This window comes from Burkholderia sp. LAS2 (genome assembly GCF_018417615.1).
GTDB classification, from domain to species: Bacteria; Pseudomonadota; Gammaproteobacteria; order Burkholderiales; family Burkholderiaceae; genus Burkholderia; species Burkholderia sola.
Map to the genome: position 1 here is coordinate 4162491 of NZ_CP071052.1, position 14900 is coordinate 4177390.

A 14900-nucleotide genomic window follows, 5' to 3' on the forward strand; every position below is an offset into this window, starting at 1 on the left:
CATCGGCATGCGTGCGGGGAAACGGGCGGCCATTATAGGGTCCGGCGCGTGGCGCTCAGCCCGACTTGCCGTCGAGCTTCGGCGGCCGCAGGCTGGCGAGCAGCGTCTCGGCGTCGCGCGCGGCCCGCTGTTGGAGCGCGGCGCCGTAGCCGCGCACGAAACCGAGCTGGTACGGCGGCGCCGACAGTTGCTCGAGATGGTGCAGCGCGACCATCGCGTCGTTCGCTTCGCCGAGCACGCTCTGCACGCGCGCCAACGTCTTGACCGTCTCGGTGCGCGTGCGGCGCGACGCCAGCGACGCGAAGAATTCGAGCGCGTAGCGCAGCCGCTTCGCATCGATCCGCACCTGGTGGCGCGCCGCCGTGTCGAGCGACGTGAGCGACGGCGATCCGTAGAGATGACCGAACAGCCGCCGCACGCGCTTGGTCGCGTGACGCCGCAGCGACGGCGCGTCGTCGCCGTCGGCCGCCGGCAGCACGAGCGCGCTCAGCCATTCGAGCCAGCCGAGCGTCAGCCGCGCATAGCGGGCCGAATGCAGCGCCTGCCGCAGTTCGACGCGCGCGGCCATCGACTGCGCACGGGCGGCGTCGAGGGTGCCGTCCCAGTCGCTGCCGCCGCCGTCGGCCGCGATCAGCGCGGGCAGGCTCTCGGTCGCGAACACGTCCCAGTCACGCACCGTGCCGAGCAGCTTGGCGAGCCAGCGCAGGTCGACGCCGAGCGTGTCCTTCCATTGACGGTCCGTGAAGCGCGGGAAGAAGCGCATCAGCGTGCGCAGGCGGCGCAGCGCGACGCGCATCTGGTGCACGAATTCGGGATCGTCGCGATCGAGCACGCCGCATTCATTGCCGAGCCATTGCGCGGTGATGTCGCCGGCCAGCGCGAACAGCGCGGCGCGCTGCGTGCGGATGCCGGTCAGGTCGACGGGCTGCGCCTTGACCAGCGCGGCGGCCACCGGCCCGCCCGCACAGGCGCGGTCGATCACGCTCGTCAGTTGCACGAACGCGGGCCACGCGCCGCTCAGTTCGCGCGCCGCGGCAAACAGCGCGTGCAACGCGGCCGTGCGCGCGGCCACGGTTTCCCAGTCGGGCGCGGCCAGACGCAGCTCGACGTAGCGGCGCGGCGGCTCGCCGCCGCCATGCAGCATGATGTCGTCGAGCGTCATCTCGACCACGACGCCGCTGTCGTCGGCCCAGCGCCCGCGCCGCCGTTCGCTGACGATGCGCAGCGCCGACGCCTGGGCCCGCGCTTCGTCGGTGTCCGGCGCAATGCCCTCGGCGTCGGCGGCCGGCGCGTCGGCATCGGCTGCGCCGGCCGTCGTGGGCACCGGCAGCGGCGCCGCGACGACGATGCCCGCGTGCTCCGCGTCGAACAGCTCACGCTGCGTGACGCCGGGGGCGAACGTCTCGGTGCGCGATGCGACGACCCGCGTGCCATGCGCGTTCGATTCCACCCAGGTCCACCAGTTCGCGCCGGGGCTCCGCTCGGCCTCCTCGATCTGGCACGGCTCGATCGTCACGCGCTCGTGGCCGCGCCGCATCCGGACCTGCGGGCAGATCCGCCACGCACGCACGAGTTCGGCGCCGAAATCGCGCTGCGCGCCACGGGTGCGGCTTGCGCCCTGGACCGGCCACCCTTCCAGCGACAACGACAACACGATTTCCAGCACACGCGACATGGAGGCTCCTGCACATGAAGGATCGCCGGCGCATCGACCGCGCCAGCGTCGCTCGTGAAGCAACTTCCATAGTACACGCCCCAAAAGGACGCAGGCGACGATCCGGCCCTGTCTCCGTGTGGCACGTCAAACAGGCAGGTCAAGCCGGCACGTCAGACCGCGTATTGCGCGATGCCGTTGCCGAACGACCAGTTCTCCTTCAGCACCTCGACCAGACTGATGAATACGTCTTCCTGCCGCACACCCGGCTGCTGCGACAGGTTGTCGGCGATCGTCCGGTACAGCGAGCGCTTCTGCTCGAGCGTGCGCGTGTTGTTCGCGGTGATCTGGATGATCACGAGATCGTCGCTGCGTTCGATATCGAGGTAATGGCGGCCGAACACGAAGTTCTCGGCCGCATGCTCGGTCACGACCATGAAGATGTCGTCCTCGGGGACGTTGAACGTCTGGATCAGCGCGCGTTGCACGCCGTCGACGAGGGCCTTGCGGTAGGCGGCCGGTTTGCCTTCGCGTACGGCGATACGGGTGAATGGCATGGTGCTGCTCCTGTCGGTGAGTGACGTTGAAGAACGAAAACACAGCGTCAGGTTAGGCGCGGCAACCTATAATGAACAGTCATTGATGAATATTTCATCCATTTTCATTTGAAATGAAAGTACTCGATCTCGATGCCGTCCGCGCGTTCGTGCTGGTCGCCGACCTCGCCAGCTTCACGCGCGCCGCCGATGCGCTCGGCACCACGCAATCGGCCGTCAGCCTGAAGCTGAAGCGGCTGGAAGCCCATCTCGGCAAGCCGCTGCTCGCGCGCACGCCGCGCGTCGTCAAGCTGGCCGCCGACGGCGAGAATTTCCTGCCGGCCGCCCGTGCGCTGCTCGACGCGCACGAGCGTGCGCTCGGCGCAATCTCGACCGGCACGGTGCGCCTGTCGCTCGGCGTCAGCGAGCACGTCGCGGTGCCCGACCTGCCGGCCGTGCTGACGAGCCTGCACCGGCAAGATCCGGGGCTGTCGCTGGAAATGCATCTCGGGGCGTCGACGAGCCTGCTCCCGCAATACGACGAACGGCGGTTCGACGCGGTCATCGCGCGGCACGAGCCCGGCGAGGATCCGCCGCGCGACGACGCCACGCCGCTCTTCACCGAGCCGCTGGCCTGGCTCGCCGCGCCCGACTGGGCACCGCGCGCCGGCGAGCCGCTGCCGCTCGCGGTGCTGGCCGGCCCCTGCGGCGTGCGGGCCGCCGCGCTGCGCGCGCTCGACCGAGCGGGGCTGCCATGGCGCGAGCGCTTCACGGGCGGCGGGGTCGCGGCGGTCGCGGCCGCCGCCGCGGCGGGGCTGGCCGTCTGTCCGCTCGCGCGGCGCGTCGCCCCGCGCACGCTGGTCGACGTCGGCGCGAAATTCGGGCTGCCGGCGCTGCCGCAATCGCAGGTCGTGCTGTATTCGCGGGTACGCGACGCCCGCGCCGCCGCCGCGCTGCGCAGGTTCGCCGACAGTCTTGCAATCTCGGCGTAAACTAGCGGGCTCCTGCGCAATCTCCAGACGAATTCCATTGAAGCCCGACGCCCGCCAGCACCTCCGCGCCAACCTGCTGATGCTCGGCGCCGCCGCGATCTGGGGCTCCGCTTTCGTCGCGCAACGCCTGAGCCTCGACGTGATCGGCCCGTTCCTGTTCACCGGGCTGCGCTTCCTGCTCGGCGCGCTCGTGCTGGTGCCGCTGCTGATGCTGAATCCGGCGTCGCGCGCGCAGCTCGCGGCGATCCGGCGCGACTCCGCGCTGCTGCTGCCGGGCGTCGCGCTCGGCGGCCTGCTCGCCGTGTCGATCTCGCTGCAGCAGGTCGGCCTGCAATACACGCGGATCGCGAATGCCGGCTTCATCAGCTCGCTGTACGTCGTGATCGTGCCGCTGATGGGCGTGTTCGCGCGCCACCGGATCGGCGCGGGCACGTGGTTCGGCGCGTTGCTGGCCGCGATCGGCCTGTATTTCCTCAGCATCGACGAGCACTTCTCGGTGCTCTACGGCGACTGGTTCCAGCTCGCGGGCGCCGTCATCATCGCCGCGCACGTGATGGCGGTCGGCCATCTCGCGAAGCGCCACGATCCGCTCGTGCTTGCGTTCCTGCAGTTCGCCGTATGCGGCGTCGCGTGTCTCGCGGTCGGCCTCGCCGTCGAACCGGTCAGCGTCGCGATGCTGCGCGGGGCGCTGCCGACGCTGCTGTACGGCGGGCTGCTCTCGGTCGGGGTCGGCTATACGCTGCAGGTCGTCGCGCAGCGCGACGCGGCGCCCGCGCACGCGGCGGTGATCTTCAGCATGGAAGGCGTATTCGCGGCGATCGCCGGCTGGGCCGCGCTCGGCGAAACGCTGACGCTGCGCGCGCTCGTCGGCTGCGCGCTGATGCTGGCCGGCCTGCTCGCGTGCCAGTTGCTGCCGAACGGCGACGCGCGGAAAAAGGACGAGGACGCGCTGCCGGCGTGACGCCCACCGTCCCTATAATGGCGATTCGCGTGACTTCCACGCCAACCGCTTCCGACAGGCCAGCTCCGTGACGTCCACTTCCGTCGATCCCGCCGCCGACCTGCTGCGCGAACGCGCAGCGCACTACGCCGCCCAGGCGGCGCTGTTCCTGCGCGACCAGGCGCTCTCCACCGCGTCGCACGACCTGCGCAGCCCGCTGAATGCGATGCACAGCTGGGCCTACGTGCTCGAGCGCCAGCTCGCGAATGCCGACCCGAACCTGCAGCGCGCGCTCGCGGGCATCCGCACGGGCATCGACCAGCAGGTCGCGCTGATCGATGGCGTGCTCGACGCGCCGCGCGCGGAAACGCGCACGCTCGCGCTCGCGCCTCGGCCGTTCGCGCTGCGCGCACTGCTCGACGAAACGATCGCGCTCGTGCGTTTCGCGCTCGCGGACGCCCGCCAGGTCGCGCTCGACACGGCGCTGCCGGACGGCGAGCCGTCGCTCACCGTCGATCGCGAACGCGTCGCGCAGGCGCTCTGGACGCTGCTGACGACGGCCGTCGAGGCCAGCGCCGCGGGCAGCCGCGTCGCGTTCGCCTGCACGCGCGACGGTGTGCAGTTCACCGCGTACGCCACCTGCACCGTCAACGCCGGCGTGCTCGTCGATCCCGCGCAGCCGCACGCGTTCGAATCGTTCGCGCGGCGCGAGATGCTGCACGAGCGCGACGCGAAACGCAGCGCATGGGCGCTCGCGCTGTGCCAGCGCGTCGCCCTCGCGCACGGCGGCACGTTTGCGCACGACGTGTTCGTCGACGGCGCGAGCGCCACCCTCACGTTCTCGATTCCGTGCGAGGCGCCGGTGTAAGCAAGCGCCCGCCCGACACATTACGAATTCCTTTCTGGCTCTATACTGACGGGCCTGTCATAACCGGAGCGATTCTTTGTTACAGATCTTCGCGCTCATCGGCGCGTTGTTCCTGGTGGCCCTGAACGGGTTCTTCGTTGCGGCCGAATTCGGCCTCGTCAAACTCCGCGCGACGCGCGTCAAGACCCTCGCCCGCAAGCACGGCCTGCGCGGGCGCATCCTCGCCATCGTGCACGGCCGGCTCGACGCGTATCTTTCCGCGTGCCAGCTCGGCATCACGCTCGCGTCGCTCGGCCTCGGCTGGGTCGGCGAACCGGCGTTCGCGGAACTGATCGGCCCGCTGCTCGACCTGATCGGCGTCGAGTCCGAACGCGTCGTGCACCTGATCTCGCTCGTGTTCGCGTTCTCGCTGATCTCGTTTCTGCACATCGTCGTCGGCGAACTCGCGCCGAAATCGATGGCGATCCGTCAGCCGGAGAAGGTCGGCCTGTGGGTCGCGCTGCCGCTCTACGCGTTCTACTGGGCGATGTATCCGGCGATCTGGGTGCTCAACACCAGCGCGAACGCGGTGCTGCGCCTTGCGGGGCTGTCGGCCGATCACGGCGGCGATGCGCACTATTCGACCGACGAGCTGAAGCTGATCCTGCGCAGCCGCCGCAGCGCGGCCGGCAATGCGGCCCAGCCGGCGCGCGGCACGTACAGCAACGACGAGTGGAATACGCTCGCGCATTCGCTGGATTTTTCGTCGATGACCGTGTCGGACCTGATGCGGCCGGCCCATGAAATGATCGGCCTGCGGCGCGACCTGCCGCTGCCCGACAACATGGAGATCGTCGCGCGGCACCGCTTCAGCCGCTATCCGCTGTTCGAGGATGCGTCGCGCGAACAGGTGAGCGGGCTGATCCACCTGAAGGACCTGCTGCTCGCGCGTCACGCGGGCGCCGCGCTCGAGGATCTGTCCGACTACGTGCGCCCGGTCCAGTACGTGAAGCCCGACACGCCGGCGCTGGAGCTGTTCCGCCGCTTCCGCAAGGGCGCGCCGCACTTCGCGCTGGTCGGCAACAAGGGCGAGAAGCCGATCGGCTTCCTGACGCTCGACAACCTGCTGGGCGCGCTGGTCGGCCAGATCCACGACGAATTCCGCCAGGGAGACGCCGACTGGAGCCGCCTCGACGACGGCACGCTGATGGGCAAGGGCAGCCTGCCCGTCGTGTCGCTCGAGCAGGCGCTCGGCATCGACATCGACGAAGGCCGCGCGGAATCGGTCGGCGGCCTCGTGATCCAGGCGTTGAGCGACCTGCCGACCGAAGGGCAGCGCGTGTCGTTCGACCGCTTCGACGTCGTCGTGAAGAAGATGAACGGGCCGCGCATCGTGCTCGTGCGCGTCTATCCGAAGATCGCGAAAGAGGCCGACGAATGACGGCCGCGCGCTGCATCGCGCGATGAATGGGCCGCTGCCGCGCTGCTGCGTGATCACGCCGGAACCGGCGTCCGCGTCGGCGGCCGATCGGGCCGCGTTCCTCGACCGGCTGTCGGCCGTGCTCGCGCGCGGCGAAACGCTCGTGCAACTGCGCGTGAAATCGTTCGACGCGGCCGCGTTCGCGTCGCTGGCCGCCGCGGCGCTCGCGCGCTGCGACGCGGCCGGCGCGCATCTGATGCTGAACGGCCCGATCGAGGCAGCCGGCGTGATGCGGCTCGACGGCGCCGGCTGGCATCTCGACGGCGCCGCGTTGCGCGCCGCCGTGCAGCGGCCGCTGCCGGCCGGACGCTGGGTGTCCGCGGCGTGCCACTCGGAAGACGATCTGCTGCTGGCCGCGCGCGCCGGCGCGGATTTCGTCACGCTGTCGCCGGTGCTGCCGACGCTCAGCCACCCCGGTGCGCCAGCGCTCGGCTGGGCGCGATTCGACGCGCTGGCCGCACAGGCCGCGATGCCCGTGTTCGCGCTCGGCGGCATGACGCGCGCGCACCTCGACGATGCGCGCCGTCACGGCGCGTACGGCATCGCGGGCATTCGCGGGTTCTGGTAATTCGGCGCTTTCCGGCAGCGCGGCCGCGCACGATCGCTTACCGCCCCGCCACGCCGCCTCACGCGTTCATCGGCTCATGCGTTCAGGTTCGGACGCCTGCCGCGCCATGAACCGTCGTCGAGGCGACGCACGTCGTGCGTCAGCGCGTAGCGATTGACGTCGCCCGTCAGCCACGCGACGAGCGAATACGGCGGCAACTCCCCTTCCTCGACCCGGTCGCGCGCGCGTGCCGGCGTCTCGAACACCACCCGCCCGACCGGTGCGTCGAACGGCACCGCATCGGGCGACAGGTTCAACGCGATCGTCAACGTCTCGTCGTCGGCGAGCCGCCATGATGCGCACAGCGCGTCGGCATCGCCGTCGCCGTCCGCCTTGAGCGCATGGGCTGCCTGTGGCCGGCAATCGGACAGCCTCGGCGCGATCAGCTTCGCGCGCACCGCGAGCGCCGACTGCACGAAATGCGCACGGTCGATGTCGCGCGCGGTTTCGTCGAAGATCAGCGGGATCTGCGGCGTGAGCAGCGACAGCGCGAGCGCGGCCAAGCCGGCCGCCTGCCCGTGATCGCCCGGGCCGCTGTCGCGCCATGCGCCGTCGGACAGTACGAGCGACGTCAGCGACAGTCCGCTGTCGGCGGCCATCCCGTCCGCCGATGCGGCCGGCTGGTACGCCGCGCCGGCCGCGGTCAGCGCGCGGGCGAGCGTGTGAATCGACTGGTGCGTGGAAATGCCTTCATGAGCCGACGTGTCGCGCCCGGTGAGCCGGTGCAGCGCGCGTTCGCCGCAGCCGTTCCACTGCGCATCGAAATGGGTATCGGCGAGATGCGCCGGATGCCGCTCGCTGCCGAGCACGAGGTGGATCAGCCGGTCGGCCGGCACGGCGGCGCGCACGCGATCCGCGATCTCGCGCAGCCACGACACGCCGATCCGGTCGGCTTCGCGCAGGCGCAGCCCGTCGCAGCGGTATTCGTCGATCCAGTACAGCGCGTTGTCGCAGAAGAAATCGCAAACTTCCGGATGATCGAGCGCGAGCGGCGCGGCCTGCAGCGGATCGTCGCGCGTATGGAAGAACGGCCCCGCGTAGTGGCGCAGCGCGTCGGTGCCGCTGCCGAAGCGCGCGTAGTCGAGTTCCAGCAGCACCGCGAGACCGTAGCCGTGCGCAGCGTCGATCAGTGCCTTCAGCGCGTCGGGGCCGCCTTCGGCCGCGAGCGGCGCGAACGGCAGGCTGTCGTGCGGCGACGCGAGCAGCTCCAGCGCGGTCACGCCGAGGCGCGCGAGTTGCGGCAGCCGGCGGCGCACGCCGTCGAAGCCGCCCACCGCGTGCGGGCGGATCGCGTAGAGCGCGATGTCTTCCCACGCGCGCCCGTGCCAGAACGTATTGCGCCACGTGAACGCGCGCGGATCGACGACCTCGCTCGGGCCGTCGAGCCCGTCGGGCTGCGAGCGCGACGCGGGATCGGGAATCGATACGGTGTCGTCGAGACGATAGCGGTAACGTGCGCCCGCGCCGCAGTCGACGAAGACCTCGAACCAGTTCGGGCCGGCGCTCGTCATCGGGACGAGCATCGGGCCGTAGCCGGTATCGAGTTCGAGCTCGACGTGGGTGCTGCCGGGCGCCCACACGCGGAAATGCGTGCGCGGCGTCGTGCACAGCGCGCCGCAGGGCTGCGCGCCAAACGGCAAACAATGGATGTAGTGCTGCGCGTACGGATCGTGCGGACAATCGGACATCATGCGCTCCTCGTGCGTACCGAGCGGCATGGCCGCGCCGATGGCGCAGCGCATCGGGGCCCGGCATGCGAAGGCCAGGCGGGGGGAGAGCACCGAGTATGCGCCGGATTCGCCACGTCGATGCATCGTAGTCAGACATTTTTAAATGCGAATCGACCCTTGGAAAATCGCACGGGAAACCGGCCGGCACGCGCCGACGAGTCGGGTAGTCTGCATACCGGAATGATTGCTCGTCTTGTTGCGCCGGCCGCGCGCACATACGCTCTGCGTCCTGTTCGCGGACATGTCGTCCGCCCCGATCCGAGGACCTGCCATGTCGCTTCCCGCCAGCGCCGCGAAATTCGATCCGTCACGCGCACACGAATACGCCGAGCAATCGCGCATCGCGCTCGCCGGCTACGATGCGTGCCACGAACTCACCGCATGCATGCTCGCGTCGGCGATGGGTACTGCCGATGCCCGGATGCTCGTCGCGGGCGCGGGCGGCACGGGCCAGGAAATCTGCGTCGCGGCCGCGCTCGAACCGGGCTGGCGGTTCACGGCCGTCGACCCGTCCGCGCCGATGCTCGCGCTTGCGCGCTCGAACGTCGAAGCCGCGGGTTTCGGCGCGCGTACGGCGTTCGTCGAGGACGGCGTCGACGCGTTGCCCGACGTGCCCGCGTTCGACGGCGCGACGCTGATCGGCGTGCTGCATCACGTGCCGGGCGACGACGCGAAGGCCGCGCTGCTGCACGCGATCGCGCGACGCCTGAAGCCCGGCGCGCCGCTCGTGCTCGCCGGCAACCATCGCCGCTACGCGGACCACCCGCGCCTGCTCGACGCGTGGCAGCAGCGCTGGCGCATGAAAGGCGCCACGCCCGACGCCGTGCGTGCGCAACTCGCGAAGATCCTGCAGGGCGCCGATCCGCCCGCGTCCGAGGAAGCCGTGTTCGCGCTGCTGCGCGACGCGGGGTTCGACGCGCCGCTGCGTTTTTTCGCGAGCCTGTTCTGGGGCGCGTGGATCGCGGTGCGGCGCGCATGACGGTTCGGCGCGGCACGAAACGGCGCGCGCAACGCTATTTGCGTGCGCAACGGATGCGCTCGGTATGATGTCGTTCCCGCCCCCTTCCGGCCTCGACATGCTCACCGTCCATCACCTGAACAACTCGCGTTCGCAGCGCGTGCTCTGGCTGCTCGAAGAACTGGATGTGCCGTACGAGATCGTGCGCTATGAACGCGATCCGAAAACGATGCTCGCGCCGGCCGAATTGCGCGCGATCCATCCGCTCGGCAAGTCGCCCGTCGTGACCGACGACGGCCGCACCTTCGCCGAATCGGGCGCGATCATCGAATACCTGGTCGACCGCTACGGCGACGGGCGTCTCGCGCCGCCGCGCGGCGCGCCCGCGCGGCACGACTACACGTACTGGCTGCACTACGCGGAAGGGTCGGCGATGCCGCCGCTGCTGCTCAAGCTCGTCGCGCTGCGGATCGCGCATGCGCCGATGCCGTTCTTCGCGCGGCCGATCGCGCGCAAGATCGCCGCGACGCTGCAGTCGGGATTCGTCGATCCGCAGATCGACCTGCATCTCGGCCATGTCGACGGCACGCTGGCGCGCAGTGGCTGGTTCGTCGGCGACGGCTTCAGCGCGGCCGACATCCAGATGAGCTTTCCGCTCGAAGCCGCGACCGCGCGCGGCGGCGGCAGCCGGTATCCGGCGATCGCGCGCTTTCTCGACACGATCCATGCGCGGCCTGCGTACCAGCGGGCGCTGGAACGCGGCGGCCGGTACGATCTGCTCAAATAACCGGCGTCAGCTCAGCAGCCCCGCCGCGACGTTGATCGACAAGCCGAGCACAGCCATGTTGAAGTAGAACGACAGGATCGATTGCGCGAGCACCGAGCGCCGCGCGGAACGATTCGCGAGCGACACGTCGGCCGTCTGCGACGCGACCGCGATCGTGAACGCGAAATACAGGAAATCCCAGTAATCGGGCTCCGGGTTCCGGTCCGGGAAACGGAGCGCGCGGTCGCTGCTCGGCGAGCCGTAATAGAGCCGCGCGTAGTGCAGCGTGAAGATCGTCGGGATCAGGAACCACGCGCCGAACAGCGTCGCGCCCGTAATCGCGTAGTGGCTGAGCCCCGCGCGAAAGCCGACGCTCTTGGCGGTCGCGAGCTCGATCGCGATCGCGGCCACGCTCGCGACGGTCGCAAGGCACACGACGGTCAGCACGGTCGTCGCGTTTTCGTCCTCGCGGATCGCGACTTCGCGCACCTTGTGATGATGCGCGGTGACCATGCGCACCCACATCAACACCAGATACAACCAGACCGCGCAATCCCAGCCGATCAGTGCCCGCGCGGTGGCTCGCAGCGGAAGCGGCAGCAGCACCGCGCACAGCACGCCGGCGACGAACGCCGCGACCATGCGCGGCCGGTTGCGTAATACCTGCGGATAAAGCGTCATCGTGTGATTCCGAAAGCGGATGGAAAGGGTTCGGCCGCGCGCGCGGCAGCGCCGGCGCGCAACGCGCCCCGATTATCCTCATTCCGTCGTGACGTGGCGATGGGCGCGCGCGCCCAAGGAGCGCCTAAGATAACGGAATGACCGCCACCGCCCTGCTCTGCCGCCATCCCGCGAACACGGCCGGCCGCGACTTCGTCGTCGGCGACCTGCACGGCTGCGTCGACGTGCTGCGCGCGCTGCTGCACGACGTCCGCTTCGATCCGGCCCGCGACCGGCTGTTCTCGGTCGGCGATCTCGTCGACCGCGGCCCGGCCTCCGACACCGCGCTCGACCTGCTCGACCGGCCGTGGTGCCACGTCGTGCGCGGCAATCACGAGGAAGTGCTGAGCCTCGTCGCGCGCGGCAAGCTGCCGCCCGACGCATGGCGCGGGATCGGCGGCGACTGGGGCGCCGACCTGCCGCCGGAACGGCTGCGCGCGCATGCGGCGCGCGTCGACGCACTGCCGCTCGTGCGCGTGATCGGCGACGGCCCCGCGCGCTTCAACGTGCTGCATGCGGAATTCTTCGGCTCGGACGCGGATCTCGATACCGGCAGCTATCCGCACGACGTGCGCGAGCGGCTGATCTGGGGCCGCGATCTCGTCCAGGGGCTCGCCGATCCGGCGCTGCAGGCCGGGCTGTCGCTGACCTGCACCGGACACACGCCGGTGCGTGAGCCGCAGCGGATCGGCGCGCAATGGTTCATCGACACGGGTGCGTTCGCGCCGGCCGGGCGGCTCACGCTCGCCGAGCCGCGCACCGGCCGCACGTGGTCGATGACGCAGGCCAAAGCGCGCGAGCGCCACGCGGGCGACTGGGCGCTGCCCTGACGCGCCGGCCAAGCGAACGCTAGCCGACCTGATTCAGTTCGAACACCGCATCGACGGCCGAGCCGTTCCAGTTGTATTCGAGATAAGCCGCATGCTGGCAGTCGCGCAGCAGCGTCGTGCGGAACGCGGCCAGACACTCGCCGCGCGGATCGCGCACCGACGGATAGACGATCCCCGCGCCGCCGGCATGGCGCACCGCGCGGCCGAACGCCTGCCCCGCGCCGTAGTCGACCGGGTCCAGCAACGCGGGATCGCGCTGCGGCCACGTGCGCACGTCGGCGACGTCGCCATGCGCGAACACGGTATAGAGCCGCATCTGCTGGCGCATCGGCGGCTCCTTCGTCGCGGCGAGGAACAGCCCGCTGTGATAGCGCGTTTCGGCGATCGCCGTGTCGCGCGAGCGCGTGCAGTAGAACACGCCGTAGCTGCCGTCCGAAAAACGGCTGCCCAGCGGATTCAGGTGCGTGAACGCGGCCATGATCGGCCCCCAGCCCTGCCCGTAGCGGCGCTCGGCCGGCGGCACGAGGTCGAGCGTGCCGACTTCGTTGCGGATGCGGTCGTTGGTCAGCGATTCGAGTGCGTAGAGCGCGTCGAAATCGTCCGCCGACGCGACGCGGTCGAACAGGTTGATGGCCGGAAAACGGGTGGGAATCACGCGATAGGCTGGCGCCCAGTCGACGGTGGTCATGGGCCACCGGGTGACTTCGATCGGTGTCGTCACGCCCAGCCACCCCGCATCGCGTCGAGATATTGCCGGACGGCCACCAGATCGCCGACGTTGCCGGCCAGCATCCGGTCGAGCGCACGCTTGCCGCCGAACGGCGCCGCGTCGTTGGGCCGCTTGACCCATGCATCGGCCGCGGCCGGCTGCGGCAGCAGGATCTGCAACGCCTTGTAGATGCCGAGCAACAGCGATAGCCGCTCGAGCGTATCGCGCGGCAGGCGGGCCGATTCCGGCGCGGCCTTCCACTTGAAGAACGTCGAGCGGCCAGGCGACCCGAGCAGCACGATCTGCTCGTCGATCGTCAGTTCCCAGTCGCGCGCGATGTTGAAAAACGCGCGCAGGCCGGCGGCCGACATCTGCGCGACCGAAGCGTGCGGCACGGCGGAATGCGACTCGTACGCGGGCTGTGACATGATCGTTAGTCTCGAAACGAATTTACTAACAAGATTAGTCCATTCTCGTATTTTTGCAAGGGTCGCACCCATCGATCGTCACACCGATCCGCTCAATCGATATTTTTTGTCCATTCTGGACTCTTATTTTATTTTCTGCGTTAATGGCCGTGCGGACACCGCGTCACGGCGCGGGCCGTGTCCGTGGAAACCGTGTCGCCCAGAACCCGGATGCACCACGCCAAGGAACGCACCATGAAGAGACTGATTGCCGCCGTTTCGATCGCCCTGCTCGCGGTATCCGCAGGCCCCGCCGTCGCGAAGGACTGGACCACGATCCGCTTCGGCACCGACGCCAGCTACGCGCCGTTCGAGTCGAAGGCGCCGGACGGCAAGCTCGTCGGCTTCGACATCGATCTCGGCAACGAGATCTGCGCGCGCCTGAAAGCGAAATGCGTGTGGCTCGAGAACGATTTCGACGGGATGATTCCGGCGCTGAAAGCGAAGAAGTTCGACGCGGTGCTGTCGTCGATGTCGATCACGCCGCAGCGCGCGCAGCAGATCGGCTTCACGACGAAGATCTACAACCAGCCGACGCGGCTCGTCGTGAAGAAAGGCTCGTCGCTGCTGCCGACCGCCGAATCGCTGAAGGGCAAATCGATCGGCGTCGAGCAGGGCACGACGCAGGAGACGTATGCGAAGGCGTACTGGGGCAAGCAAGGCGCGAACGTCGTGTCGTACCAGAACCAGGACGGCGTGTATGCCGACCTGATCGCCGGGCGCCTCGACGCGGCGCTCCAGGATGAAGTGCAGGCCGCGATCGGATTCCTGAAATCGCCGCGCGGCGCGAACTACACGTTCGTCGGGCCCGAGCTCGTCGACGAAAAGGTGCTCGGCATCGGCGCCGGCATCGGCCTGCGCCAGGAGGACACCGACCTGAAGGCGAAGATCGACCGCGCGATCGCCGACATGGTCAAGGACGGCACCTACAAGCGGCTCGCGTCGAAGTACTTCGACTTCGACATCTACGGCGGTTGAAAAACGGCGTCGCGCGCGTACGGATTACTGCTTCCGTCGCGCGCGTCCGACCGCCCCTCCCCTTCAACCGGATGGCAACGGCGGCGCGTGGTTCGCCGTTGCATCGAATGCCTGTCTTCCTGCATCGCGTGCAGCACGATGCGTCGACCATCGTTCGGATAACGGATCAATCGTTCGCGGAAATGATGGCCGTGCGAACGAACGTCGTGCCGCTCGCGTCAATAGGCGAAGATCGGACGTCGCGGTATCGGCGCCCGTGTGCACATGCCCATGCGGATCGGATTCGCGTGCAGGAAAGTGCCGACCCGGCGCGGATGACCGGCAAGCAGCCGGATCCGCCTCGCACCGGGCGCGGAGAGATGGCCTGTCGTCGCATGCCGGTCGGCCGCAAGCGCGACGTTCGAGCGGCGATGTCCCGAATCACTGCGATCGCGGCCTGCGGACCGCGGCGTGTGATGATCGATCATTTTTCTACCCCGTTTGCTGTCTGATGTTTGTTCCGGCAACCGGACGATGCCGATGCCCCGGCGATCGGGCGACGACGTTTCCTGCTCGCCGTGACGCGGCCCGCTGCACCGCGCCCGGCCGCCGCATCCCCGCGGACTGCATCCTGGTCGATCGCGGCGGCTTTCGCTGCCTGACCGGACGGATCTCGCGCCGTCGACTCTCGCATGCCCTTCATCGCA

General features: G+C 69.4%; 16 protein-coding genes. 10 read left to right on the forward strand and 6 right to left on the reverse strand.

Going from position 1 to position 14900, the window contains the following annotated elements; all coding sequences use genetic code 11:
* Window positions 1-55: 55 nt before the first annotated feature.
* Window positions 56-1675: a CHAD domain-containing protein gene (locus tag JYG37_RS19115; protein WP_089489130.1), complete on the reverse strand. Its 1620-nt coding sequence runs from the start codon at window positions 1673-1675 to the stop codon at window positions 56-58.
* Between the two features lie 152 nt (window positions 1676-1827).
* Window positions 1828-2211: a tautomerase family protein gene (locus JYG37_RS19120; protein ID WP_124553969.1), complete on the reverse strand. Its 384-nt coding sequence runs from the start codon at window positions 2209-2211 to the stop codon at window positions 1828-1830.
* Between the two features lie 113 nt (window positions 2212-2324).
* Here JYG37_RS19120 and JYG37_RS19125 point away from each other — a divergent pair, with 113 nt between their 5' ends.
* The 5 genes from JYG37_RS19125 (at window position 2325) to JYG37_RS19145 (ending at window position 7017) form a co-directional block, all read left to right on the forward strand.
* Window positions 2325-3182, forward strand: a complete 858-nt coding sequence (locus tag JYG37_RS19125; RefSeq protein ID WP_060733610.1) for a LysR family transcriptional regulator — start codon at window positions 2325-2327, stop codon at window positions 3180-3182.
* 37 nt (window positions 3183-3219) lie between these two features.
* Window positions 3220-4143, forward strand: coding sequence for a DMT family transporter (locus JYG37_RS19130; protein ID WP_050017976.1), 924 nt, complete (start codon window positions 3220-3222; stop codon window positions 4141-4143).
* A gap of 67 nt (window positions 4144-4210) precedes the next feature.
* The gene (locus tag JYG37_RS19135; RefSeq protein ID WP_213345723.1) at window positions 4211-4990 is read left to right on the forward strand and encodes a sensor histidine kinase; all 780 of its coding nucleotides are present in this window, start codon (window positions 4211-4213) and stop codon (window positions 4988-4990) included.
* Between the two features lie 76 nt (window positions 4991-5066).
* Window positions 5067-6410, forward strand: a complete 1344-nt coding sequence (locus JYG37_RS19140) for a hemolysin family protein (protein WP_050017974.1) — start codon at window positions 5067-5069, stop codon at window positions 6408-6410.
* Window positions 6411-6432: 22 nt separating this feature from the next.
* Window positions 6433-7017 (forward strand): thiamine phosphate synthase, encoded by a 585-nt coding sequence (locus tag JYG37_RS19145; RefSeq protein ID WP_050017973.1) that lies wholly within the window; start codon window positions 6433-6435, stop codon window positions 7015-7017.
* Between the two features lie 74 nt (window positions 7018-7091).
* Here the strand turns inward: JYG37_RS19145 and JYG37_RS19150 are convergent, their stop codons facing one another.
* Entirely contained in the window at window positions 7092-8744 is a 1653-nt protein-coding gene (locus tag JYG37_RS19150) for a DUF3459 domain-containing protein (protein ID WP_089489723.1), read from the reverse strand.
* 313 nt (window positions 8745-9057) lie between these two features.
* Here JYG37_RS19150 and JYG37_RS19155 point away from each other — a divergent pair, with 313 nt between their 5' ends.
* Both JYG37_RS19155 and JYG37_RS19160 read left to right on the forward strand, forming a co-directional pair.
* On the forward strand, window positions 9058-9765 hold the full coding sequence (locus tag JYG37_RS19155; RefSeq protein ID WP_213345724.1) for a class I SAM-dependent methyltransferase: 708 nt from the start codon (window positions 9058-9060) through the stop codon (window positions 9763-9765).
* Between the two features lie 97 nt (window positions 9766-9862).
* Window positions 9863-10531, forward strand: coding sequence for a glutathione S-transferase (locus tag JYG37_RS19160; RefSeq protein ID WP_213346118.1), 669 nt, complete (start codon window positions 9863-9865; stop codon window positions 10529-10531).
* A 6-nt stretch (window positions 10532-10537) separates the two neighbouring features.
* On the opposite strand, the gene JYG37_RS19165 is transcribed toward JYG37_RS19160, so the two are convergent.
* Entirely contained in the window at window positions 10538-11191 is a 654-nt protein-coding gene (locus JYG37_RS19165; RefSeq protein ID WP_050017971.1) for a DUF1345 domain-containing protein, read from the reverse strand.
* Between the two features lie 137 nt (window positions 11192-11328).
* On the opposite strand from JYG37_RS19165, the gene JYG37_RS19170 reads away from it, so the two are divergent.
* The gene (locus JYG37_RS19170) at window positions 11329-12060 is read left to right on the forward strand and encodes a metallophosphoesterase (RefSeq protein WP_124680563.1); all 732 of its coding nucleotides are present in this window, start codon (window positions 11329-11331) and stop codon (window positions 12058-12060) included.
* Window positions 12061-12079: 19 nt separating this feature from the next.
* On the opposite strand, the gene JYG37_RS19175 is transcribed toward JYG37_RS19170, so the two are convergent.
* The gene (locus JYG37_RS19175; protein ID WP_089489125.1) at window positions 12080-12748 is read right to left on the reverse strand and encodes an RES family NAD+ phosphorylase; all 669 of its coding nucleotides are present in this window, start codon (window positions 12746-12748) and stop codon (window positions 12080-12082) included.
* Between the two features lie 29 nt (window positions 12749-12777).
* On the reverse strand, window positions 12778-13197 hold the full coding sequence (locus JYG37_RS19180; protein ID WP_050017968.1) for an MbcA/ParS/Xre antitoxin family protein: 420 nt from the start codon (window positions 13195-13197) through the stop codon (window positions 12778-12780).
* Between the two features lie 234 nt (window positions 13198-13431).
* Between JYG37_RS19180 and JYG37_RS19185 the strand changes: the two genes are divergently transcribed.
* Window positions 13432-14214: an ABC transporter substrate-binding protein gene (locus JYG37_RS19185; protein ID WP_050017967.1), complete on the forward strand. Its 783-nt coding sequence runs from the start codon at window positions 13432-13434 to the stop codon at window positions 14212-14214.
* A 107-nt stretch (window positions 14215-14321) separates the two neighbouring features.
* Window positions 14322-14705: a hypothetical protein gene (locus tag JYG37_RS19190; RefSeq protein ID WP_160300535.1), complete on the forward strand. Its 384-nt coding sequence runs from the start codon at window positions 14322-14324 to the stop codon at window positions 14703-14705.
* Window positions 14706-14900: the final 195 nt, after the last annotated feature.

Excerpts from the sequence above, each read along its gene's own strand:
- JYG37_RS19115 (WP_089489130.1), bottom strand. The coding sequence starts at position 1,675 with ATGTCGCGTGTGCTGGAAATCGTGTTGTCGTTGTCGCTGGAAGGGTGG.
- JYG37_RS19120 (WP_124553969.1), bottom strand. The coding sequence starts at position 2,211 with ATGCCATTCACCCGTATCGCCGTACGCGAAGGCAAACCGGCCGCCTAC.
- JYG37_RS19125 (WP_060733610.1), top strand. The coding sequence starts at position 2,325 with ATGAAAGTACTCGATCTCGATGCCGTCCGCGCGTTCGTGCTGGTCGCC.
- JYG37_RS19145 (WP_050017973.1), top strand. The coding sequence starts at position 6,433 with ATGAATGGGCCGCTGCCGCGCTGCTGCGTGATCACGCCGGAACCGGCG.
- JYG37_RS19150 (WP_089489723.1), bottom strand. The coding sequence starts at position 8,744 with ATGTCCGATTGTCCGCACGATCCGTACGCGCAGCACTACATCCATTGT.
- JYG37_RS19155 (WP_213345724.1), top strand. The coding sequence starts at position 9,058 with ATGTCGCTTCCCGCCAGCGCCGCGAAATTCGATCCGTCACGCGCACAC.
- JYG37_RS19160 (WP_213346118.1), top strand. The coding sequence starts at position 9,863 with ATGCTCACCGTCCATCACCTGAACAACTCGCGTTCGCAGCGCGTGCTC.
- JYG37_RS19165 (WP_050017971.1), bottom strand. The coding sequence starts at position 11,191 with ATGACGCTTTATCCGCAGGTATTACGCAACCGGCCGCGCATGGTCGCG.
- JYG37_RS19170 (WP_124680563.1), top strand. The coding sequence starts at position 11,329 with ATGACCGCCACCGCCCTGCTCTGCCGCCATCCCGCGAACACGGCCGGC.
- JYG37_RS19175 (WP_089489125.1), bottom strand. The coding sequence starts at position 12,748 with ATGACCACCGTCGACTGGGCGCCAGCCTATCGCGTGATTCCCACCCGT.
- JYG37_RS19180 (WP_050017968.1), bottom strand. The coding sequence starts at position 13,197 with ATGTCACAGCCCGCGTACGAGTCGCATTCCGCCGTGCCGCACGCTTCG.
- JYG37_RS19185 (WP_050017967.1), top strand. The coding sequence starts at position 13,432 with ATGAAGAGACTGATTGCCGCCGTTTCGATCGCCCTGCTCGCGGTATCC.
- JYG37_RS19190 (WP_160300535.1), top strand. The coding sequence starts at position 14,322 with ATGCCTGTCTTCCTGCATCGCGTGCAGCACGATGCGTCGACCATCGTT.